The sequence below is a fragment of the Rhizobium atlanticum genome (assembly GCF_030182485.1).
GTDB lineage: Bacteria > Pseudomonadota > Alphaproteobacteria > Rhizobiales > Rhizobiaceae > Rhizobium.
The window spans coordinates 1-22,233 of the sequence record NZ_JAQJCJ010000037.1 but is presented as its reverse complement, the minus strand read 5'-3'; the positions used below and the strand labels follow the sequence as shown (position 1 = coordinate 22,233).

General features: G+C 57.5%; 13 protein-coding genes and 2 pseudogenes. 5 read left to right on the top strand and 10 right to left on the bottom strand.

Annotated elements, in window-relative coordinates:
- Window positions 1-89: 89 nt before the first annotated feature.
- Window positions 90-299, top strand: coding sequence for a hypothetical protein (locus PH551_RS30795; RefSeq protein WP_285196203.1), 210 nt, complete (start codon window positions 90-92; stop codon window positions 297-299).
- Window positions 300-385: 86 nt separating this feature from the next.
- Here the strand turns inward: PH551_RS30795 and PH551_RS30790 are convergent, their stop codons facing one another.
- Together PH551_RS30790 and PH551_RS30785 are read right to left on the bottom strand one after the other, a co-directional pair.
- On the bottom strand, window positions 386-1,306 hold the full coding sequence (locus PH551_RS30790) for an ArdC family protein (protein WP_285196202.1): 921 nt from the start codon (window positions 1,304-1,306) through the stop codon (window positions 386-388).
- A gap of 467 nt (window positions 1,307-1,773) precedes the next feature.
- Entirely contained in the window at window positions 1,774-3,327 is a 1,554-nt protein-coding gene (locus PH551_RS30785; RefSeq protein ID WP_285196207.1) for an ISL3 family transposase, read from the bottom strand.
- Between the two features lie 224 nt (window positions 3,328-3,551).
- Here PH551_RS30785 and PH551_RS30780 point away from each other — a divergent pair, with 224 nt between their 5' ends.
- Both PH551_RS30780 and PH551_RS30775 read left to right on the top strand, forming a co-directional pair.
- Complete coding sequence (locus PH551_RS30780) at window positions 3,552-3,887, top strand: hypothetical protein (RefSeq protein WP_285196201.1); 336 nt, start codon at window positions 3,552-3,554, stop codon at window positions 3,885-3,887.
- Between the two features lie 13 nt (window positions 3,888-3,900).
- Window positions 3,901-4,104 (top strand): annotated as a pseudogene (locus PH551_RS30775) (SOS response-associated peptidase family protein); the annotation flags it as partial.
- A gap of 223 nt (window positions 4,105-4,327) precedes the next feature.
- On the opposite strand, the gene PH551_RS30770 reads toward PH551_RS30775, so the two are convergent.
- From PH551_RS30770 to PH551_RS30760, 3 genes are all read right to left on the bottom strand, one after another.
- Window positions 4,328-4,909 (bottom strand): hypothetical protein, encoded by a 582-nt coding sequence (locus PH551_RS30770; protein ID WP_285196199.1) that lies wholly within the window; start codon window positions 4,907-4,909, stop codon window positions 4,328-4,330.
- A 33-nt stretch (window positions 4,910-4,942) separates the two neighbouring features.
- Window positions 4,943-5,530 (bottom strand): hypothetical protein, encoded by a 588-nt coding sequence (locus PH551_RS30765; protein WP_285196198.1) that lies wholly within the window; start codon window positions 5,528-5,530, stop codon window positions 4,943-4,945.
- A 163-nt stretch (window positions 5,531-5,693) separates the two neighbouring features.
- The gene (locus tag PH551_RS30760; RefSeq protein WP_285196197.1) at window positions 5,694-6,125 is read right to left on the bottom strand and encodes a SyrB2 regulator; all 432 of its coding nucleotides are present in this window, start codon (window positions 6,123-6,125) and stop codon (window positions 5,694-5,696) included.
- Window positions 6,126-6,321: 196 nt separating this feature from the next.
- Between PH551_RS30760 and PH551_RS30755 the strand changes: the two genes are divergently transcribed.
- Both PH551_RS30755 and PH551_RS32990 read left to right on the top strand, forming a co-directional pair.
- On the top strand, window positions 6,322-7,047 hold the full coding sequence (locus PH551_RS30755) for a DUF2726 domain-containing protein (protein WP_285196196.1): 726 nt from the start codon (window positions 6,322-6,324) through the stop codon (window positions 7,045-7,047).
- 1,282 nt (window positions 7,048-8,329) lie between these two features.
- Entirely contained in the window at window positions 8,330-8,539 is a 210-nt protein-coding gene (locus PH551_RS32990; RefSeq protein ID WP_350223868.1) for a preprotein translocase subunit SecA, read from the top strand.
- A 41-nt stretch (window positions 8,540-8,580) separates the two neighbouring features.
- Here the strand turns inward: PH551_RS32990 and PH551_RS30750 are convergent, their stop codons facing one another.
- The 5 genes and pseudogenes from PH551_RS30750 to PH551_RS30725 form a co-directional block, all read right to left on the bottom strand.
- Window positions 8,581-9,807 (bottom strand): ATP-binding protein, encoded by a 1,227-nt coding sequence (locus tag PH551_RS30750; RefSeq protein WP_285196195.1) that lies wholly within the window; start codon window positions 9,805-9,807, stop codon window positions 8,581-8,583.
- 600 nt (window positions 9,808-10,407) lie between these two features.
- Complete coding sequence (locus PH551_RS30745) at window positions 10,408-11,883, bottom strand: HlyD family type I secretion periplasmic adaptor subunit (RefSeq protein WP_285196194.1); 1,476 nt, start codon at window positions 11,881-11,883, stop codon at window positions 10,408-10,410.
- Window positions 11,880-14,081 (bottom strand): type I secretion system permease/ATPase, encoded by a 2,202-nt coding sequence (locus PH551_RS30740; protein ID WP_285196193.1) that lies wholly within the window; start codon window positions 14,079-14,081, stop codon window positions 11,880-11,882. The genes PH551_RS30745 and PH551_RS30740 overlap by 4 nt, the downstream gene beginning before the upstream one ends.
- A gap of 67 nt (window positions 14,082-14,148) precedes the next feature.
- A pseudogene (locus PH551_RS33090) lies at window positions 14,149-20,504 on the bottom strand (beta strand repeat-containing protein).
- Window positions 20,505-21,666: 1,162 nt separating this feature from the next.
- The coding region (locus tag PH551_RS30725; RefSeq protein ID WP_285196190.1) for a hypothetical protein at window positions 21,667-22,233 on the bottom strand (567 nt) is incomplete at its 5' end.

The following is a 22,233-nucleotide window of genomic DNA, read 5'->3' as shown; positions in this document are numbered from 1 at the left end:
GCTAGCTAGGTGAAACCAGGGGTTGTTATCGACCCCGGGAACAAAGGGCTGAGTCTTTCCAGCGGCAATGGAGGCACAAGGCTGTTCGGATGAGCATGATGCTCGACTTTATGCCAGTGGGTTTCTCGTTCACACAAAACAGGGCGTTATTTCGGCAATCAGGAAGCCGCACGGTTGCTTCAATTTCACAAAGTGAGGTGGTCGGCAGACATTTTTTGGACTTTCTGACTACGAATGCCGAGGCGGCTGCCAAGCAGATGGAGCAGGCATTTTTCAAGGGCGCGTTAGCGAAGAATTGACTCAAGCCGAGATCTCGACGGCCGCAAGCGCGCGAGGCCATCGGCCGCTGGAGTTATCCTGTGTGAATGGCTGAGGAACAGACGGCTTACGCCGCCGCCTCCTCATTGAACTCCGGCTGTAAGTCATGCAGGTAATCGACGGCCCGCTGCGCATGAGCTGCCGCTGAAAAAATTGCCCGCTTATCGTTGCCGAGAACCTTGAGCCAGCCATCGAGATAGCTTGCGTGGTCGGGGCGTGGTTCAAGCTCCGGAACGATGCCAAGATCGGCGCAGAGAAAGCAACTGCCGAGTTCGGCAATGAGTTCCTCACGAGCGCGTTCGCTCCGATCTTTCGCATAGCGGCTGAGATCACGATCAAGCCTTCGGGGTGCCGCGGTCCAATGCGTCATCTCGTGGCTCAGGATGGCGACATAAGACGCGTCGTCGCGGAAGGCATCCAGGTGTGGCATTTGGATGTAATCACGGGCAGCAGCATAATAGGCGGCCGATCCTCCGTGCCGTATGAGTGCGCCGGTATTGGCAAAGAAGCGTCCGGCATCGCCGATGCGGCTCAGCGGATCCTGGACGGGCTCAATGCATCCGGCCCGCCCATCGAGACCGGTGATCTGATCGGTATTGAATACCGTGTAGGTTTTGAGGAACGGGATATCCCGCTCGATCTCCGCGCCTGTCTCCGTCGTCTCGGCGCGAATAAATGAGCTGGCGAAGACAACGGTTGTGCCGGTTTCGCCCTTGCGGACGGCAGCGCCGAGCTCCTTTGCCTGGCGAAACGTCATCCACGTCGATGACGCAAAGCCGCGGGCGATGGCTTCCGACCAGAGGAGCAGAACATTGATGCCGGTGTATGGTTGGCCGTTATGGCGCAGTGGCCGGCTGACCTCGGCTGTCGCATCTTTCGTCGTCCAGGGCCTGGTCCATGGCCGTACGCCCTGTTCGAGATCGGCAATGATCTTGGCGGTGATGCGGCTGTAAATATCGGATCGTTGATTGGATTGCTGCGTGCTCATATCTGAACCTCCGTTTGGAGGTCGCGGCTATCGCGACCTGCTACGTGGGCCGAAAGCCAGGCAGCAAGCGCTGCCTGCACCCGCAGGGCCGCAACGAAGTGGAGGACGGCGAAGCCGTTGCGAGCGGCGCGAGCCTGGCAGGACCAAAGCGGGGCAGGACGCAATGGCCGCACCGCTACCGCGAGGTCGTGAAGGAGGCAGAGCGGCAAATCCAAGCTGCATCTTGTCGCTCGCATCGCAGATGAACCGCATTGCAGATTGGCTACCTCTTCGTCCTCATGATGGCCGCGGGCGCGGCGACGCAACCAGTCCTCAGACAAGGGCGGAAACAGATTCGGCACGCCGGTAGAGGCTTGTCGGTGCCGTTCCGGAGGGTCCGTCCACCTCACGAAGCTTTTGGCCTAGCGCATGCCCCTCTGTGTTTCGGCGTGCAATTTTGGCTCTGACGCAGATTTGGTGCAATTCTCTCATGTCGCGCCAATCAGGCGGGCTTGAAGAAGATCAAGCTTTCCGCGTCCGTACATCTGGCGCTTTACCAGCTTGAGCTTGGTGATCTGCCCCTCGGTTTGTCCATTGGACCATGGTGAGACGATCGCTGCCCGGACTGCCTGTATGTCTTTCGCCACGCCGTTGCCAAAGGAGGAAACCAAACTGTTACGGGCGCGGTCGATCCACGGCGCGAGATGGTTTTCCGCCTTGCGCCGGATCATAACATGGAAGTCGGCGATGATATCGCGAGCCGTAACGAGCAAGGGAACACCACTTTCGATAGCGGCGATTGCGACGGTCTCGGATTTCGTCAGGTTGTCTCTGCTGGTTGTCAAAAGGCGGGCAATCGTTCGGGCGGAGGGAATGCGGGTCAACGAGTCCGCATCCGCCTTGTCGGCTCGCTTCCGTCGTGTGGCCCATTCACTCACGACCCGGCGCGAACCACGAAAGCCCTGTGTTCTCAAACGCCGCCATAGCTCAGTGCCGTTCCTCTCGCCGGCAGCCCATTGCAAGTCGAGCCATTCGAGATAGGGCTCCAACGAGCTTTCTCTGGACCGAAAGACATCGTTTCGTTGCCCTCTCAGGACTTGGCGGACCAAGCCGCGACTATGACCGGTACGGCGCACGATTTCCTTGATCGTGACACCATCCTTCGCCAGCGCAATGACGGCCGCGTTCGTCTGTTCGCGCCGGAGATAGCCTTCGTATTGAAGGCGTTCGGCTGCGGTCAGCAGCTTGGGATTGATGCGCGTTGCTCCGAGTGTCTTGCGGATTTGCCGCATCGATTTGCGGACAGCGTCCAGGAACGCACGGCTGGCATTCTCCATCAAATGCCATCGATCAGCGACCTGCAACGCATCCGGCAGCGCCTTTGCCGCCGCGAGCCCGTAAGCACCGCCACGGTCGCGGGCAATGATTTGGACTTGGAGGTTCTGCCCCAGCCAAGCTTCCGCCGTCGCCGGCTCACGATCCGGCAACAGACAAACCGGCCGCCGACGTTCTAGGTCACACACGATCGTGCCGTAGCGATGATTGCGCCGCCAGGCCCAGTCGTCGATGCCAATCACCGAGGGCGGGGTCGACGTTGGTAGTCCTTGCCTGCGGATGACGCGCAGCAAAGTGTCGTTGCTGACGGGAAGCATCAGCCGCTGGGCAAAACGCGCCGCCGGGCGTCCCCCAAGCGCAAGCGCTAAATGGTGGACGACATGCTCAAGACGCCCAGTTCGTCTGGCATAGGGCGGCAGCACGTCGCCAAACCGCTCGGCAAATATCTGCCTCCCGCAGAGCACGGCATCACAAGCGAACCTTCGTGTCTGCACGAGCAGCCTGACGCGTCTCCCAGAGAGGGGAAGGTCCGCTACTTGGCGGCAATAGCGACTTCGAACCGTTTGCGACATCCGTCCGCATGCCGGACAAGCCGCGGTAGCGCTGGCTCGGGAAAGCAAGATGCAGGTTTCATCGTCAATGTGGGTAATGCGTTCGACGATGAAGCCTGCCGGTACCAAATCAGAGGGGCGAAACTTAGTGCTCATCATGCTGATTCCTTTGTGGAAACCAGCAAGGCAGCATCGTTACAACTGCATCAAAACTGAGTCAGAGCCAAATTTTGACCCCTTTGGCGGGGTAATCGGCATCCAATTTGACCCACTCAGATTTCATCTGACCATCCGGCTTTTAGCGGCGGATGGCCGGGAGTTGAAGCGAGTGGATACGATTGCGCGTGTTCGACAGGCCTTCCATCTGCAGAGCTTTGTCGGTGAAGAAGATCGTCCGGGAACTCCATTTGTCGCGCAATACGGTTCGCAAGATACTGCGCTCCGACGAGACCGATTTTACCTATGAACGAGAGCGGCAACCGCCGCCGAGGATCGGAGCGTGGAAGACCGAGATCGAGCAGTTTCTCACAGCCAACGAGGGCAAGCCGTCGCGTGAACGGCTGACGCTGATCCGGATCTACGAGGAAGTCTGGGCACTCGGGTACGATACCAGTTATGACGCGATCCGGCGATATGCCAAGACTTGGGCGAAGAGCCGGGGAGCCGTGGCGGCGGAAGCCTATGTGCCGCTCTACTACGCGCCAGGTGAAGCTTAGCAGTTCGACTTGCATCTGGCGAGAAACACCGGAAGTTGGCCAAGCTTTCACCATGCTGACGATGGAGCCCGGACCCGACATCGCTCCCTACCATGACCGGCAGATTGTTATCCTCGAGCGGAATGCCTGGGCCGATTGGCTCGATCCGACCGTCTCCGCGAAGTCTCTGATCAGTCCGCTTCCGGCGGGGACGCTGGCGGTGGAGCAGGTCGGTTAGCGCCCTCTTGCAGCGACTCGTCGAAGGGACGTGCCAGAACAAGACTTCTTGGGCGGAGCACGTCTGCGGTGAAAGGGAGTCGGACTATTCACGCAGCTGTGCTCAGAAATGGTGGCATAAAGGACGTCCGGAAGCCGGAGTTTGGAAAGCCACCGGCGCTCGGCGCGAAGGAGGCTTTGGAGGACATTGCCAAACTCGGAGAAGCTGGCACATCAGTCACCTCTCAGACAACGCCAAGTCGTTGGAGCATCGTCCGAAGCTGCAGATTTTCCTCGCGGAGTCGCTTTATCAGCAATGCCTTGAGACGCCGGTTTTCCGCATCAAGCGCAGCCAGTTCATCAACGGGGGCTTCGACGGAAGCGGCGAAAGATCTTTTGCGGCGGTCGCCGCTTACGCTATCAGGATGATTTCCCGAGCGGCTCTCGCCGATTCGCTTCGCTGCTTTTCGAGCCGGCCTCCTGGCCGACTGTCTGTTCGATCGGGCGATGGAGCGGACGTGATCGTGATGGCTTTGCGATGGATCGATTGGCATCGGTTCGACCAAAGAAGCGGCGAACGGAGATTGGTTGCTGGCGTCATCGCTCTGGTCGAGCTGATTTGCTGGCTCTCGGTACTGGGCCATTTCGTTGGGTTCGCCGACAGCGTCCAGTTTGTGCTTGGGTTCGAACAAGTGCGGCGCTTCCGTCTCTGCCTGACGGATGAAAGCCTTGATATCGGTGTTTCCCCAGATCGAATTTGCCTGGGTTGTCAATCGCCGGCGACCCGACTTGAGTTCGACGACGAAGTTTCGCTGTGATGTTTTCATATTTACATTAGACCTTTAGATTCCGTGCCAAGCTCAATTGACGTCGAACCGTTTCAGCATCGTCTTGAGCTGGGCGTTTTGCAGCTGGAGCTTCCGGGCGAGCTCTCTTTTCAGTTTTTTGATGTCCTCATCAAGGCTTGCCACATCGTCGAAGAACGCGTCGCGCCCAGACGACCGAGGCACGCCTTGACCTTCATGTGTCACGACACCGGCCCGCGCGCCAGTGTTAGCCTGGGCTCCCATCCTCCGCTCACCGCGGCTGTGCGGAGACCTTGTCCGAGACTTCGAATTCGCCTCGGGCGAATCATCGGCGCTTTCAACTGAACGACGCGCTTCGCTTGGTGAGAGTGTCAAAGCCTCGTCACCAACGACCGGCGGTGCCAATGCCTGCGCTGCATCGCGATCGCCTTTAATGTCGTCCGATGCCGATGCCACTCTCTCGACCAGAACAGCCTCGTTGTATTCCGCTGGGGCGTAGTCTTCAGTCGAAGGAGATGCCGGCGTCTGGTCCGCCTGATAATCGAGAGCGGGATTCGTATCATGCCCGATGGAACTCTCGAGCCCTTTTGCCGCTCGACGCCGCGACGTCAAATCGACGAGGAATTTCCACGGTGTTTTCATCGGCATTTCACCTCGATCAAGCCGGGCTGCGATGCAGCGTAGCGCCCTGTTCCCCACTCGCAAGTCGGCCGGGCACGACGAGGGCGCCCGGCGACCGTTTTTTCTGCAGAAGAGACGGTGGCTGAGGCCGCGTTGGCGGCCGACTTAAATGCTTGAGTGCTGATCAATCAAGCCCGAGCCGTTTGCGCAGGTCGGTATTTTCCTGGCGCAGCTTCTCCGCGAGCAATTTGCGCAAGCGCTTGTTCTCTTCTTCAAGCTGAAGCAGATCTTCCAGCTCATCAGTCACGGGCGCGGATGCCTTCGCCGTTTGCCCGGCAGGCTTCGCGATCTTATTTCTTCCTCTCCCTTTGAGGGTGCCCTTGCCATCGGATGGTTTTGCCTCGATCGACCTCGGTTTTCTTCCCCTGCCCCGCCCAGCAGGTTTTGCCGCGCCTGCCGCCGGCGACGGTTCGGTTACCGCCTCCGTCGCGGCAGCAGCCGGTTCGGCAGCTTGCTTTTGGCGACGCGGCGCACGCTTCTTCTTAACGTCCGTTTTTATCGGCGCATTCGTTTCCGCGACGCCGGCAGCGGCGCCGGTATTATTCTCTTCAGCCATCAGTCATCTCCTTCATAGCCAAGTCTCTTTTCGACTGAGTGAAAGACAGAGTCAACAAAAGCGCTGCGGCATCGCCAGCCTATCATTTTGAACTCGATAGCGTCTGACTTGACCGCCTTCGCCCTAACGCTTTTGGCTAGCTTTTCGCGGGTCGTGCATGCGTTCTACTATGCTGGCGGGAAATCTGGAGAGGGGCATGCGCTATCGCCAAAGGTCGGTGCTGTTCGCAGCGCCGGGGCTGATCATCGGAGCTGCCGCAGTAGGCGCGTCGGACGGCATAACGGTTGCAGACTTCGCTAAGCCAGAACTGCTGATCGCAGCGCTGTTTGTCGGCCTCGTCACCGGCATGGCCGTTGAGCAGCTCCTACAAACGACGAGAAAACAGGCGCGGCTGGAGAGAAACAGGTCGCATCCCGAGAAGAAGCGCAGCAATGAGCGCATCCTGTTGCGACCTTGGCGTCCGGTGCCAGCTCCGCAGTTATTGAAACCGGTCGACCCCGTGGATCAACTGCGTATCGTGATGCGCTCGAACTTCACCATTCAGCCGTTGCTGAACAAGAGCGAAGCCCGCGTGTTTCGTGAGCTCGACAGCATCGTGATCGGCTGCAATTCCTCTTGGCAGGTCATGGCGCAGGTTTCGCTGGGCGAGATCCTCCGGAGCACCGATGCGGACGCCTACAGTTGCATCAACTCGAAGCGGGTCGACTTGCTGCTCGTCGACAGCAATTGCCGACCGCGGCATGTCATCGAGTACCAGGGCGAAGGACACCATCAAGGCGCCGCGGCCGCACGCGATGCGGTAAAGAAGGAGGCGCTGCGACGCGCCGGGATCGGCTACCACGAGGTGGTGGCTGGCCATACCACCCCATCGGAACTCAGGCGATTGGTCGAAAAGCTGGTGGACAAACCGATTGCCAGCTAACGCGCTCCAGTTACTCATCCCGGCACGGACGAGCCGTCTCCATTGGAGGAAACCAAGACCTCGTCTTGAAGGCGTGCCTCGAGTAGTTATTTATCAAAAAAGCGTCTCATTAGAACGATAAGGCAAACCACGCCTGAAACGAGCCAAACAGATCCGATAGTATTCAACCAATAAAACACTGTAAAAATGGTGTCGGATCCAAATATAAATTCGAAAGCGACGCATTTTGCTCCGGTGCAGCGTAGGGATATATTTGCCACCAAATAGTCACCAATCAACAAGGCTGGAGCTGAGAGTAAAGTTATTGCGACCAGCGTTGTTCGGGACGCTCCGCCATCCAGCAGAACCGGCCCGGGATGGACCGCCGCATTGCTGATCGCTATTCTCATAAGGAGAAAGAAAAACACTGTGGCCGAGAGCTGAGACGCAACGAAATTCTGGGTGGATACAGTTCCATTCAGGTAAAAGATAAAAGATGCAAAAAATATACTTATCATCAGTGGTGAATATATAACCCCCTTCTCGGTTAAATTTCTTCCTCCTGATGGATTTTACACAAATATAAATTCCAATTATAGTTACAAAAATCGGATAATACCCAATTCTCAAGCGCATATCACTCACCGGCGCCACCTTTCTTCTGGTCTTATTACCTAAAAGATCAGGCTTGCCATAGGTTTTTCTCTTGAGAAGATTAGCTACCAAATCACAGTCTATTAATCAAGCGCTGGTTGCAAATAATACGCTGTCGTCCTTTACTAATGCATGATGAATATGGCGACAAAAAACCCATCGGTTCTAAATTTCGATGTCTAAGGCACTTCTAAAATTTCGCTAGCGGCATGCAAATGGGCTTTAATAAGTAACTAATGATATTAAGATCTAACATCTGTCTTCTACAGAGTCTTCGGGCGCGGATAATCAGCTTGAACCGCGCCGGATTGCCGGAGGCTCCAACTTCTGAGAAAGTGGCAAGACAATGGACAAATTTTCACCTGAAGTCCGCGCCCGGGCGGTGCGGATGGTTTTGAATCACGAAGGCGAACATTGCTCGCGGTGGGCAGCGGTTTCATCGATCGCCGCCAAGATCGGCTGCACGGCGTAGACCCTCAATGAATGAGTGAAGAAGGCCGAAGTGGACGAGGCTCCAGGGCCGGACTTCCAAGCGACGTCGCCGAGAAGATGAAGGAAGGAAGCGTCGGCGACAGCTACGACAACCAAGGCCGAGGTCATTCATCGGCGCGGACCGTGGCGGAGCTTCGAAGCAGTTGAATTCGCCACCGTGGTATGGGTCGATTGGTTCGTGGCTCGCACGCCATCTCCGCACCGCGGCTTGAGAGGCAGGAGCTGTGTGGATGTGGGCAGCACGTCGCGGGCATCTCGAGCTCGTCGGGCAGGCTCCCTCGGCGCTCTCCATTTGTTCAAGCGGGACGTTCACTACATCGTCGTCGATGGCAAAATGCAGATCGTTGACGAAATATTCGTTAAATGATTTCGCTGAACAGGTGGGCCTGCAAATCGCCGGGTGGGCGATTATCCGCTCCAGAGACAAGAGAGGGGCACAGCAGCAAGTCTGTCTCCGAACGGCAGAACCTTGTCACCGTCGTAGAGCACCCAGCCCGCTTTGAAGGCGGCTCCAGTTGCGGCTGCGACTTTTCTCAGCCCCTTGAAGTCGGCCGGTGTCACGGTTGCCGACGCCTTGATTTCAAATCCCGCAATGCTGCCCGTTTCGTCTTCGAGAATGACATCGACTTCGTCCTGATCCTTGTCGCGGTAGTGGTGAATATTTGTTTGAACATCGCTCCAAGTCGAGAGCCTGAGGATCTCGTTCGCGGCAAAGGTCTCAAGTATCGGCCCGAAGAGCGAGCGCTCTCCTCTGATCCGATCTGCCGTGATCCCAATCAACGCCGCCAAAAGCCCGCTGTCGAGAAACAAGAGCTTCGGGGTCTTTACAAGGCGGTTAAGAGGATTACGGAACCAAGGCTCTATACGCCGGACGAGAAACAACTGCTCAAACAGGCCTATATAACGGCGAGCGGTTTTGTCATCGAGACCAACTTGGCCAGCCAATTGTGTGAAGTTGAGCAATTGTCCGGAATGATGGGCAAGTCCACGCATCAGTTGTGGCATCTGATCCAGGCGCTCGACATCAGCAATATCGCGCACATCCCGTTCGACTATAGCGCGGATGTAGTCTCGGGCCCAGGCGGAACGGCGCTTCGGGTCTGAGCGGGCAAGCATTTCAGGGTAGCCGCCAACCAGGCAGCGCTCGATCAATGCGTCTCCGGTCAACGGCTGTGATGGGGTGGTTGCCTGGCCTGCGAATGCAGTATCCAGAAAATTTGATGTGGCGTTTCGGATTTCCGACTGGGCAAGTGGAAGCAAGGTAACGACTTCCATTCTGCCCGCAAGGCTGTCCGATACCGCGGGCAAAGCAAGGATATTCGCCGAGCCAGTTAATAGAAATCGACCCGGCCGGCGATTATCGTCGACTGCCACTTTGATCGCGCGCAGGATCTCGGGAGCCCGCTGAACCTCGTCGAGAGTCGCGGTGTCAATCTGGCGGATAAATCCGACAGGATCTGTCCTGGCGGACAACAAGGTTGTCTCGTCGTCGAAGGTAAAGTACGGTCGACCTGACTGCAGCAGCGTTCGTGCCAAGGTCGTTTTGCCACATTGGCGCGGTCCGTTAATCAACACCACCGGGGTGTCCTTCAAGGCGATTCGGATCCGGTCGGCAGCACCCCTGGGATAGAGCATTCCGGCCTGTCCTCCAGTCAATTGAATCCTCCGGGGGCCAAAATAGCCTATCTCCTCCGTCCGATTCGGAGCTTATTCTCGTCTAATTCGGATTTCAAGCTCGTCCGTTTCGGATTTAATGCGGCCGGCTATCTCGGATTTAAGCATCATGTATGGCAAATAATCCTGCCTTCTCCGATAGTCGACGCTTTGCCTGCGCGTCGCACCTCGCTGGTGGACAAGCCGCCTGTGATTGCGGATGCGTGCTGCTATGAGACGCAGAACTGAGATTGCCGATCGAGTCGTCGCGCGGGGTGGGCGCAAGGCTTCGCGCTTAATGCCGATCCGGGATTTACACCCGCCTTGTCGAACTCTGGGTGGATGGTGCCATCGAGGCGACCGGGATGCGTCGTCTGTTCCCTTCGTAAGCAGCCTCCTGCCCCATCACCTTCTCGCCGCAAACGCATCAATGTGTTCAATCGGCGGCTTCGAACAGGCTTGTATTGCGGCAGACACAGCTGCCTGCGTATCGGACTGCGGCTCCTCAGCACGGTGATCGTGCTCGCGATAAATCCGTAGAAATTTCTTTGAGGGCGGCCGAGCATCTCGCGCTGCTTCTGCTCATCTTTCCTGCATTGCTTCTGAACCGATCTCGGCGAGCGGCGAATAGAGATATTCGAGGATACGCCGGCTGCCGGTCTTAACCTCGACGGTGACGGACATGCCGGGCGAGAGGGGGACGCGCGTTCCGTCGATGTCAATGCTTGTCTCGTCCGGTTTGATGACGACAGGGAAAACAAGGTTCTGGACGCGTTGGGCATTACCGATCGGGATCAGGCTCTGCAGCTCCTTGGCGGGCTGGCCTTCGAGCTGCTGCGCATCCGGTTCGGGAATAGCGTCGGTCGCGATACGAGTGACAGTCCCGTTCAGAATGCCATAGCGGGTGAAGGGGAACGCTTCGACCTTGATGGCGGCGTGCTGTCCCGGCGAGACGAAGCCGATATCGCGGTTCGGCAGATAAGCCTCGATCTCAAGAGATGAATCGTCCGGCACGATCCGCATCAGCTCGGCGCCTGATGTCACCACCTGGCCGATGGTGGTGATGGCCGAGGTCTGGACGATGCCCCGGATCGGGCTCTTGATTGTCATCGAGTCGAGCCGCTTCGCAGCCTTAACCATTTGCTGCTCCCTCTCGTCGATCTCCCGCGATGCCTGCGCCTGCTTCTGAGCATTATCGGCCACGAAGGTCTTGAGTGTTTTCAGGCCTTCGCTGGTCGCTGCGAGGATCGCCATCTCCGCCTCTGCTTGCTGACCGACCTGCTCGGCGAGATTTGCCTCTTCCTTCTGCTTGACCTCGACGGCATCGATGACACCCGATCTCGGGCCGGCACTGAGATCGACGAGGTTGGAACGCATGGCCACACGATCTGCAAGGGTCGCCACCAGCGCCTGCTGGGCAGCAACCATCTCGCTGTATCGCTTCACGGCAGCGACTTGCTGGCTGCGCTGGGCCGCGAGACTGTCGAGCGCCGAGGCAAGCTGCTCAAGATCGGAATGGTAGAGGAGCGTTTCGCGTGTTCGGATTTCTGCTGGGATCGATGCGTCGAACTCAGGAGCAATCTCGATCCTTCTTGTATTGCTCCAGAGGTCACCACGCTGCCAAGCCTCTACCTGCGCCAATGCCGCGCCGCGACGGGTAACCTCGGCGCGTAGTGCAGAGAGGCTGGCTGTCAGCGCGGCGACTTCGGCCCGCGCTTCCGTCGGGTCCAGCTCGACGAGAATATCTCCAGCTTCCACCTTGACGCCGTTCGAGACCGGCACCGCGATCGTCTTGCCGACTTCGATCGACTGGATCACCTTGACGCGTCCGGTCGGCTGGATCTTTCCCTGCGCCGTTGCGACGATGTCGAATCTGCCGACATAGCTCCAAATCAGCGCGCCGGTGGTGAAGAGGCAGATGAACCAGATGAGTGCCGTGCGGATCGGCGACGCCGGCGTCTCCAGGATTTCGAGCGCGGCAGGCAGGAACTCGTTGTCGACCTGCAATCGCTTCTGAGGCTTGGGCGGAAGCCGCGGAGGCTGAACGTTCTGGTTCATTGAACAGGCCCCGTCTGCAACTGCCAGAGATGAGCATAAAGGCCGTTAGGGCGGGCGAGCAACGTCTCGTGCGTTCCCTCTTCGACGATGCGTCCGTCCTTCATGCCGATGATGCGGTTGCAGTGCCTGACCGTCGCCAGGCGATGGGCGATGATGATGACGGTGCGGCCGCGGACGATCTCGCGCATATTGCCGAGGATGATGCGCTCGCTTTCATAGTCGAGCGCGCTCGTCGCTTCATCGAGGATGAGGATCGGCGGATTGGTGGCGAGCGCACGTGCAATCGCAAGGCGTTGCCGCTGCCCGCCGGACAGATTGGCGCCGCGCTCCTCGATCAGCGTGTCATAGCCGCGCGGCAGCTTGGCGATGAACTCGTCGGCGCCTGACAGGCGTGCCATCTGGATGGCGGCGGCACGCGACATCGCCGGATTGACCATGCAGATATTGTCGTGGATCGTCCGGTTGAACAGCATGTTCTCCTGAAGCACGACGCCTATATTTGCCCGCAGCCATGCCGGATCGACCTGGGCGATATCCTGGCCGTCAACGAAGACCTGGCCGCTGTTTGGGATATAGAAGCGCTGCACCAGCTTGGTCAGCGTCGACTTGCCGGAGCCGGAGGGGCCGACGATGCCGATGACCTCGCCCGGCCGGATGGAAAAGCTGATGTCCTTCAGAACATCCTGGCCATCCGGGGAATAACGAAAGTTCACCGATTTGAATCCAATCGCACCCTTCGGCGGCGGCAGGCTGACGGCGACGCTCGGGCGCGGCTCCTGCGGGGCGTTCAGAATGTCCGAGAGCCTGGCGACAGAGACCTGCACCTGCTGGAAATCCTGCCAGAGCTGCGACAGGCGCAGTATCGGCTGGGAGACCTGACCGGCGATCATGTTGAAGGCAACCAGTGCGCCGACGGTCAGCTCTCCGTCGATCACCGCCTGTGCGCCGAAGAGAAGCAAGGCGGCCGAGGTAATCTTGTTGACGTATTGGATGGCGTTCTGGCCCTTCGCCGCCAGCATGGTCGCCAGAAAGGACGATCGAACATAGGCAGCCAGCCGCTCCTCCCACTGCGAGGAAACCACCGGCTCGACCGCCGAGGCCTTCAGCGTCTGGATGCCGACGACGGTTTCGACGAGCAGTTGCTGGCTGAAGGCGCCGCGTTCGAACTTCTCGTCGATCCGTTCCTTGAGGAAGGGCCGGATGAGAAAGCCGATCGCCATATAGAAAGGAATGGAAGCGACGACGATCCAGGCGAGCGTCGAAGAATAGGAAAACAGCACGAAGATGAAGACGATGGTGAAGATCAGATCCAGACCTGAAAACAGGCCCTGGCCAGTCAGGAAATTGCGGATGGTTTCCAGCTCGCGGATTCTCGCGACCGTCTGGCCGGTGGCGCGGGTTTCGAAATAGCTGAGCGGCAGGTTCAAAAGATGACGGAACAGCCGCCGGCCGAGTTCGACGTCGATGCGATTCGTCGTGTGCGACAGAGCATAGGTCCTCAAATATTGCAGGATGACATCGAAAAGTCCGACAGCAGCAAGGCCGATGACGAGCACGATCAGCGTCGAATAGCTGCGATGCGCCAGCACCTTGTCGACGACCACCTGGAAGAACAGCGGGGTCACGAGTGCGAAGATCTGGATGACGAGTGAGGCGATCAGCACGTGGCCGAAGGCGCGCCGATAGCGCCAGATCGCCGGCAAGAACCAGCGGAAGCCGAAATTCTGTTGTGCGGCGCCGGGACCGGCAAAGCGGCGCTGGACGAGGATGAACTCCCCTGAGGTCAGCGCCAGCAGTTCGTCCGCCTCGACATTGCGGGCGGAGAAGTCGATGGGATTGATCAGGCGGTATCGCCCTTCAGCGGCGACGCCGGCGAACACCGCGAAAGTGCCGTCCTTCAACGAAGCAAGTGCTGGCGCCGGAAGGGTCGTCAGCCGTTTGGTCTTGTCCGCCCGAATCGTCCGCGCCTTCAGGCCCACGATTTTTGCCGCGCGCAGGAGATCGTCCGCCGCCGCCGGCCTGGTCAGGGCGAGCTCACGGCTCAGCGTATCGGGACGAGATGCGATCCGGAAATAGCCTGCAACAGCAGATATCGCTGACAACCCGCTGTCGGCGATTGCGGCTTCAGGTAATGGCGAGGAGTCGTCACCGATCTCTTCCGTGGCGTCGGGCTCGGACGCTGTCTGGATATTGGTCATGGCGTGGAATCAAACAATAGAGGTCATGCCGGCGCTATAAAGCGCCGGCATGAGGATAGGAGTCTTGTTAAGCGACATTGGCCGCCTGCGTCGACTTCGAGACTAGGACGGCGTCACCGACCAGATATTGGTTTCCATCAACGGTCTGATAGGAGCCGGTGCCTGTGATGATAGATCCGTCGGCAAACGACTGCATCGCGTCACGGTTCGGTATCAGATTGATCAACCGTATGCCAGCATCCGTCATCGTCTGCAGTTCACCGGCGTCGCTGACACCATTCTGGTTGAGATCGCGCCATACCCGGAATTCGCTCCAACGGTCGTCGTTCAGATCAAGGACGTTGTCGTGGTTCGTATCGAACGCGAACCGGAGGCCATCGAGGTCGGTCGCCGACTCACTGTCCCAGAGACTGAACGCCAGTTCTCGGGCTTGGTCGATCTTACCATCGGGGCCTGCAGACCCGTTGGCACCAAGGTCGATCGCCAGAAAGCCGTCTTGCGGTCCAACCCAAGCCGTTTCTTCCGCTACACCGTCGCCATTCCAGTCAAAACCTACCGACGAGCCGAGTGAGTCAAGAGGACGAAGATCGATGTGGCCGTCGCCATTCAGATCCAGAAGGACCGGTGGGTTATAGATTTCGATGACGCGCCCTTGGGCGTCATACCGTTTCCACCAATCCAATGCGCCCCCGCGGTCGGAATGATACTCGTATTCGATGCGGGTGCCGTCATCGAAATAGGTATCACCGCTGGTTCGGACTCCGTTCCTGTCAAAGCGGATGATGTCTCTGGTCCATGATTGGTTATTCAGATAGTCAAAATACTCGTACATCCACTTCTGCGTCTCGTCCATCCGCGTGTAGATTTGCATAAGCTTGTTTGATGCCGAGTATGAACTGATCTGGTACAGCCAATTGGAAGAGTTACTGACGTCATTCGTTCTTTTGTCCGTTTGACCACTATCGAATTTCGTTTCTTCGTAAGTCGTCTGTCCGGCGCTATTCTGAATCACCAGACGGGATGTCCAGTTTGCATTCGCCCGGTCCCACGCTTCATAGCGTTTGTCGCCGTTATCGTAATAGGTATTCTTTGCTGTCAGTTCACCCTTGGCATTGTAGGAATAGTCGATGCGAGACCAATTCACGGCATTGGCGGGATCGTAGCTGGTGACATAGCGCGTGCTGTCATCGTTGGTTTGATCTACTCCGACCAGCCTATTCGCGGTGTCATAGGTTTGCTTGATGGTCGACCATGACAGGTTGCCCGCGACGTCAGTGGCGGTCTTCGTGCCATCGTCAGCGGTCTCAAGCTTGTAAGTCAACTGCCCCGCCGCATTGTAGTTCTGTTGAATCTGTGACCATGAGGCAGCATTCGATGGATCGAAAGCAATCTCGATCCGCGATCCGTCGTCATTGATGTGTTTTTCGAGGATCTTATTGCCGGCGGCGTCGTATTGCTGCTCAATCCTCGCCGATGTGCTGGCATTCAGCGGGTCGTAAAATGTGACGGTGGTCAGCAGGCCGGCCTTATTGGCATTTGCGACACTCAGCGTCTGTCCTGTCGGTCCGTCATAGGTCGTTGTCACAGAGCTTCCGTCGGCTGCGACAATAGTCTCAGAGGTCTTGCGGCCGAGCGCGTCCGTAGTGAGGCTGGAGGACAGCGAGCCGAACGCGGTGACCTGCACGACGGTCGTCTGCGTTAAGGCGCCGCTGGCGTTGAGATCGACCTTTGTCAGGGTGATCGAGCCATCGGCATGCGTTACAGCCGTCTCAGTATGATCGATAGTGCCATTGTTGCCGACATCCTTCGACAGCGTGGTCATGAGCCCATCCGCACTGGTTGCGATCGTGCCCTTGGCCGTGACCGTTCCGCTGGGGTTGCTCTCCGTCACTGCCGTGACAATGGAGCCGTCGACTTGGATGGTCGACTGCATGACGGTCTCGTAGACTCCGTTGCCATCGTAGTCGTATTTGGCAATCTTGGTACGGCCATCTGCCGATGTGGTCGTCTCGATCTTGGCGGCGATTGCCTGGCTCCAATAGACGCCTCCCGGCGTTAGGTTCGAAACCAACCGCGCCGTGGCATTGTTGGTGACAACGGAGACAGACGCGCCTGTGGAATCGACGGTGATGTTTTCAATCTGATCGGGCGTACCGTCGCCGTTGATATCCTTCGACGTTGTTTTCACCCTCCCATCAGCAGATGTCTGGATCGTTGTCGTTGCAGCCAGCGTGCCGCCTGGCAGTTCGGTATCCGACATGACAGTGGTGCTGCTTCCGTCGGCATTAGCGTTAAAGTGCGTCACCCGCTCACGATCGATGATTCCGTCGCCATCGAGATCCCATGTGGTTGTGGTCAGGCGGCCGTCGGCGGATACAACGACGGTCGACTTATCCTTGACCGTTCCATCGGTCTTGAAGTTGGTGGTGACGGATGTCTGGATACCGGAATTGGCAGTAACGGTCTCCTGACGCTGGTCGACGATGCCGTCACCATTGCCATCACGGTCGATCGTGACGGTCAGCTTGTCGGCGCTAGTAAGCGTCACGATCTTGCCGATCAGGGTTCCGCCGCTATCCTTGGTCTCGACCACCTCCCGAACCGCGCCGTCCGCCAGTATTGTCGTCGTGTCGGTGACCGTCTGGTTGGTGAAGCCCGGCCGCTCTTCACTGGATGCAATGATCAGGCCGTTGGCGCTGATCGTGGTGATAGTCCGAGAGATCAGCGAACCATCTGCCTTCTTGCTTTCCACTGTCCTTGTCTTCGTGCCATTTCCATTCAAGACCGTCACATCGGTCGCCGTCTGGCTGTAGGTGCCGGCACCGGTCGGATCGATCTGAGTGGTGACGGACAGGCCGTTGGCGCTGGTGGTGACGAGAGTCCGGCTGGTCAGCGTCGTCCCGGAAAGATTGCTGATCGTCTGCGTCTTCGACCCATTGGCATTGAGGACGGTCACGTCGGTGCGGCTCTTGTCGAAGGTGGTGCCGCCGCCGGTGCCGGCAGTGTCCCATTTGGTGGTAACGGTCAGGCCATCCGCAGACACCTCTGTCAGCGTGATGCTCTTTGTGACACCGGCAACGATGTCCTTCGTGGTCGTCGTGGTGCTGCCATTCGCTTTCAGAACAATCGTTTTGGTCGTCTTCTTATCGACGGTGCCGTCGCCATTGCTGTCGTATTCAACAGTCTGCGTCAGGCCGTCAGCAGAGGTCGTGATCGTCTTCGAATCCTTTAGCGCCGCATTTGCGCCGAAGTCACTGAGCGTCTGGATGGTCGAGCCGTTCGTTTGCTTTGCTGTGACCGATTTTTTGTCGACGATGTTATCGCCATCGACATCAGTAGTGATCGTCGTCGTGAGACCGTGAGCCCCGATCGTAGCAACGGTCTGGCTTTCCAGCATCCCATCGGCCTTGAAGTAGGAAACAGTTTCCGTCGTGCCGCCATCGGCGTTGAGGACGGCGACATCACTCATAGACCGAACCGTCGTATCGCTGGCATCGGCCCAGCTCGTCGTCTTACTCCACCCGCTCGCACTGACACTGGAGGTCGTGCGGGAGACCAGGGCATCGCCGATGCCCTTCTTCGAGATCGTCTCAGTGCGACTGCCGTCGGCGTTCAGCACCGTTACATCGGTGGTGACGAGTTCGAAGATGCCGTTGCCGTCGAGGTCGGAACTAACGGACTTCGACAACCCGTCATCCGAAACGATAGCGACGGCCTGGCTCTCGAGCGTGCCGGAGGCAGCATACTGCTTGACCTCGTCCTTACGCGTTCCGGCATTGTCGATGATGATCGTCTCCAGAAAGTCCACAACGGCGTCGGCATCATCTTGGAGCTAATCGTGGTAGTCTTCTTGTCGGCGCTGACCGTGGTGATCTTCTGCGAGAGCAGCGTAGTGTTGGCGTCGGCCGCCCTGACCGTTTCGGTGGTGGTGACCGATCCGAGGGGATCGAGTGGTGTTTTCTTCCACGACAAGGTCTGATTGATCGTGCCGTTGCCATCCAGATCGTAGTCGGTCGATCCGGACAGGCCATTGAGGTTGGTCGTAACCTTGGTTGATCCTATGAGCGACGTTCCCCGGTAGTTCGATACGGTCTGGAACTGCAGCCCATAGGTGTCGAATGTCGTCACATCGGTCGTCTTGGCATCAACCACCTCGTCGGCGTTGAAGTACTCGCTCGTCGTGATCGACATGCCGTTGCCGCTGGTGACGACCATTTTCTTGTTGAGACGCGTGGCATCGCTGCTTGTCAGAGAGATAGTCTGCGTTTTGCTGCCATCGGCATTCAGTACGGTCGTGTCGCTTGTGATCCTGTCGCCGACGCCATCGTGATTCAAATCCGCCGACACGGCCTTCGTCAGGCCATTGCCACTGATATCAGTGATCGTCGTGCTGATCGTCGATGCATCGGCAGCATATTGCCGCTCCCAAATGTTGACATTTCCGCTGGCGGAAACTGACTCTACCCGGCGCGTATCTGTCCTGCCGTCGCCATCCGCATCCGTCACGATCGTGGTATTTCGCCGATCGGCACTGACATCGGTGACGATCTGGGTCTTCAGCGTTCCGTCGGCGCTCGTGCTTCGCACCGTTTCGGTACGCTTGCCGGTGCTGTCGAGAACGACAACGCTTTTCGTTGTGTCTTCGAAGACGCCGTCGCCGTTGGCGTCCGTTTTGACCGTCTGTGTCAAGCTGTTTGATGACGTAGTTGTAACAGTCTTCCCGATCAGCGTGCCGTTGGTGCTGGTCGACGTCACGGTTTCCGTGCGGCTACCATCGGAATTCGTCGTAGTGACGTCCGACACGACCAAATCGTTTACGGTATCCCCGTTCGCATCGACGCTGATCGTCTTCGATAGACCGTCTGTCGTCGTGACGGTGATGGTCTTACTGACTGTTGATCCGTCGGTATTCAGCGCGCTAACCGTGTTGGTAGTCTTGCCATCGGTCCCGACAACGATCTCGGTCAGTTTGTCGGTTTTGGTGTCGCCGTTCCCATCTTCGGTGATTGTGATCGACTTGCCGTCGAGGCTGGTCTTCGTGACCGTCTGGGACAGAAGCGTACCCGTTGTCCCGGTCTTGGTCCGATGCTGGACGGTCTGCGTCCGGTTGGTAGCGTCGATCACCGTCACATCGGTATCGGTGAAATCGATGACCCCATCGGCATTTACGTCGCTCGTCGTGGTCTTCGACAATCCGTTCGCGGTCGTGACCGTCGTCGATTTCGAGCGCTTAGTGAAGGACGCATTCGTGTTGTAGACAATCGTGTCCTGGGTCACGTCGCCCGATGCCGCGACCGTCGACGTGGTGACGGTTTTGGTTTCGCGGGGTCCGTTACCGTCTGCATCGACCGTCACGGTGATGGTGCGGCCGTCAGCACTGGTGGACATGTCGACCTCTGATAGAAGCTTACCATTGGAACTGCGATCAATCACTGTCTTGGTGCGGCTGCCATCCGCCGCGACTGTAGTAGTCTCGGTGACGACATCGTCGTAGACACCGTTGCCGTCGCGGTCGAGGCTGGTCGTCTTCGTCACGCCATCGGCGGAGCCGGTGACGGCTGTCCCAAACAGGACGGTGCCGTTGATGCTGAGTTGCTGCGTGGTCGTCGTGGTAGATCCATCGTCGCTTTTGACAAATGTCTGCCGTTGGTCGGCGATGCTGTCGCCATCCTGGTCTAGCGACGTCGTTACGGTTAGATGATCGGCGCTGGTGACTGTGGTCGTTCGGTCGGAAAGCGATCCGTCGGCATTGAAATTGGAAACAGTCTTGGTCTGCACTCCTGAAGCATCGACGGTCAGGCTATTGGTCTGCGAGCGGTCGAAGGTACCGTTGCCGTCGTCGTCGAACTGCGTCTGAACGCTTTTTCCGTCGGCACTGGTGGTGACGACGTTGCGGAAGGCAAGGCTGCCATCCTTGTTGTAAGCGAGGATCGTCTTCTCGACCGAACTGTCTGCCTTCGTCGCGCTGGATGTCTTGACGACGAATGCTGCTTCGTCATTCGCCAGTGTTGCGTCACCAACAGCTCCCGTCGTGCCATCTGTGCGAGTGAAGGTGGTGGTTCCGGTGATGGCGGAGCCGTCCTCGAAGGTCTGGCCGCTTCCCTTCGGCGTTAGGTCGATCGAGGTGATGCCGAGGCTGTCGAGCGTCACCAACTGGCCGTTCACCTCCACCCGGAATTTGGACCATTGGGCATCGCCGGCGTCCAGCTTGCCGTTGCTGTTGGTGTCGAAGACATGCTTCAGCGCCTCAAGGTCGCTCGTCGCCGAAGAATCCCACTCGGTGAAGGCAAATTCGCTCGATCGGCTGATCTTGCCGTCTCCGTCTGAGTCGACGACAAGGACGCCAGTACCGGCGCCCGCCCAGGCAGTTCGATGCTGATACCCGTCCCCATCGAGATCAATGAATTTGGAAGAAGAAGACATGGTCTCCACGCTCAAGCCGTTGCCGCTCAGATCGAGAAGAACCGGACTGCGCTGTCCCCAAGAGTCACTATAATTTTTAACTTCCTTTTGAAAATTTCCCTTGAATTCCTTGGCAAACGAGAGGCCAACACCCGTTTTGTCCGGAGTTACAGTCTTATTGCCATAGGCATCGACTTTCACCGTGTAGGATTCAACGTGGCCCCCCGAGAAATTGATTACCAAAGTTGAATGACTTCCATCTCGCTCGCGGGATTTAGAGCGAGAATCGTGTCCGCCCCACGATGAACTGCCGTAGATATCGGCAGATCCACCGCGACCAGACGATCCCGAATACTGCCCGCCCCCGCTATTGGACGAGGAGTTCCAATCATTCCGAAAATCTGGCAGCGACGCAGGTGTAAGCGGCGCGACGGACGTAACCGGGTCCGGAGGGGAAAGAGGCGTTGGTTGCGCGGCAAGATCCGTCTGCGTGGGAACTGGTGGCAGAGGCGTCACCGCGCCAAGCACGTTTGAGCTTGTCGCAGTGGTGGAGAAGTCGGAAATTTTTGCCCGCATATCAGAGGGCTCGTACGGCTTAAAATCGTGGGTGTATTCTTGAATAAGTTTGGTGACGTTGTCTCTAACCCATGACCCCGCACCGAACCCATAGACTGCCGCAGCCCCGACTGCCACTCCTCCGACCACCAACATTGTCAGAGGTGCCGCACCAACAAATGCGGCGGCGGCAACGGGCGCGGCGTTGATAGCCCAGCCGGCTAGGATGTCGGCAGCGACGCCGCCGGTTCTGGCAATCGTATCGCCGACGCTTGTGGATCTACCGCTTGAATTATAGCTTGCGACGTCAGCAAACCCCTCACCAATAGTCACAGTCCATGCCGCCGGGCCTATCCTACTGGCAATGGTTGCAAAGGAACGCGCCGCTGATCCCACTCTCGCTATCTTGGCAATTCCGTCCCAATCCTGCTCTCGGCTTAAACGGGCGAACTGAGAAAGCTTCTGCTGCACGGCTCGCGAATTCAAGTCCGGAAACTTCTCCCCTACAGTAGAAAGTTGATAGCCGATCTGGTTGGACAGGAGGCCGAGTGCAAATGTTGTCCGGGTCACATAGCCATTGTATATATCGCGTGACGACGTAAAAATATCTTGAACTTCATCTTTGGCTTCATTTCCCATTACGTGATTTCCTTGTTGATAAATATTGCTTGATCAGGCTGAAATAGACCAAAGTGGAGACAGAGATAAGAAATCCTCCCCACATAGTTGCAGCCCAATAGGCTGCGTAATCGAGATTCTCTCCGAAAAAATCGAAGAAGACCGCGCATTTGGCTCCAGTGCACTTTAGTGGAATATGCGCAGCACCGTATGCAAATATAACCGACCCAATTAAGAAAGCAGTGCAGTACAATATAGATCGAATTGCCGACTGCTTGTTGTTGACTATATCGTTGAGTCCATGCCTACGCCTGGCTAAACGTAAAGTTAAAATCAAGAAAAAAACTGCAGAGAATTGGGAGAGCAAAATGCCAAGGAAGGACCTTCCCAACCCTATATAAAACAGGTTGGAAAAAATATAAGAATACACAAAGATAGTGGACAGAGCAGGAGTAAAAGTGCGAGCCTTTTCGCTCAGAAAACCATGAACCACAAATATAAGGCTCACCACTGCTAAAAAAAGCGGGATCGGCGCGAAGTGCCAGTTTGAAAAAAAAGAGCTCATATATATATATAT

Bases quoted from the DNA above. Each gene is read 5' to 3' on its own strand.
- PH551_RS30740 (WP_285196193.1), bottom strand. From the start codon at position 14,081: ATGACCAATATCCAGACAGCGTCCGAGCCCGACGCCACGGAAGAGATC.
- PH551_RS30760 (WP_285196197.1), bottom strand. From the start codon at position 6,125: ATGGCTGAAGAGAATAATACCGGCGCCGCTGCCGGCGTCGCGGAAACG.
- PH551_RS30795 (WP_285196203.1), top strand. From the start codon at position 90: ATGAGCATGATGCTCGACTTTATGCCAGTGGGTTTCTCGTTCACACAA.
- PH551_RS30790 (WP_285196202.1), bottom strand. From the start codon at position 1,306: ATGAGCACGCAGCAATCCAATCAACGATCCGATATTTACAGCCGCATC.
- PH551_RS30750 (WP_285196195.1), bottom strand. From the start codon at position 9,807: ATGCTCTATCCCAGGGGTGCTGCCGACCGGATCCGAATCGCCTTGAAG.
- PH551_RS30785 (WP_285196207.1), bottom strand. From the start codon at position 3,327: ATGAGCACTAAGTTTCGCCCCTCTGATTTGGTACCGGCAGGCTTCATC.
- PH551_RS30770 (WP_285196199.1), bottom strand. From the start codon at position 4,909: ATGAAAACATCACAGCGAAACTTCGTCGTCGAACTCAAGTCGGGTCGC.
- PH551_RS30755 (WP_285196196.1), top strand. From the start codon at position 6,322: ATGCGCTATCGCCAAAGGTCGGTGCTGTTCGCAGCGCCGGGGCTGATC.
- PH551_RS30745 (WP_285196194.1), bottom strand. From the start codon at position 11,883: ATGAACCAGAACGTTCAGCCTCCGCGGCTTCCGCCCAAGCCTCAGAAG.
- PH551_RS30765 (WP_285196198.1), bottom strand. From the start codon at position 5,530: ATGAAAACACCGTGGAAATTCCTCGTCGATTTGACGTCGCGGCGTCGA.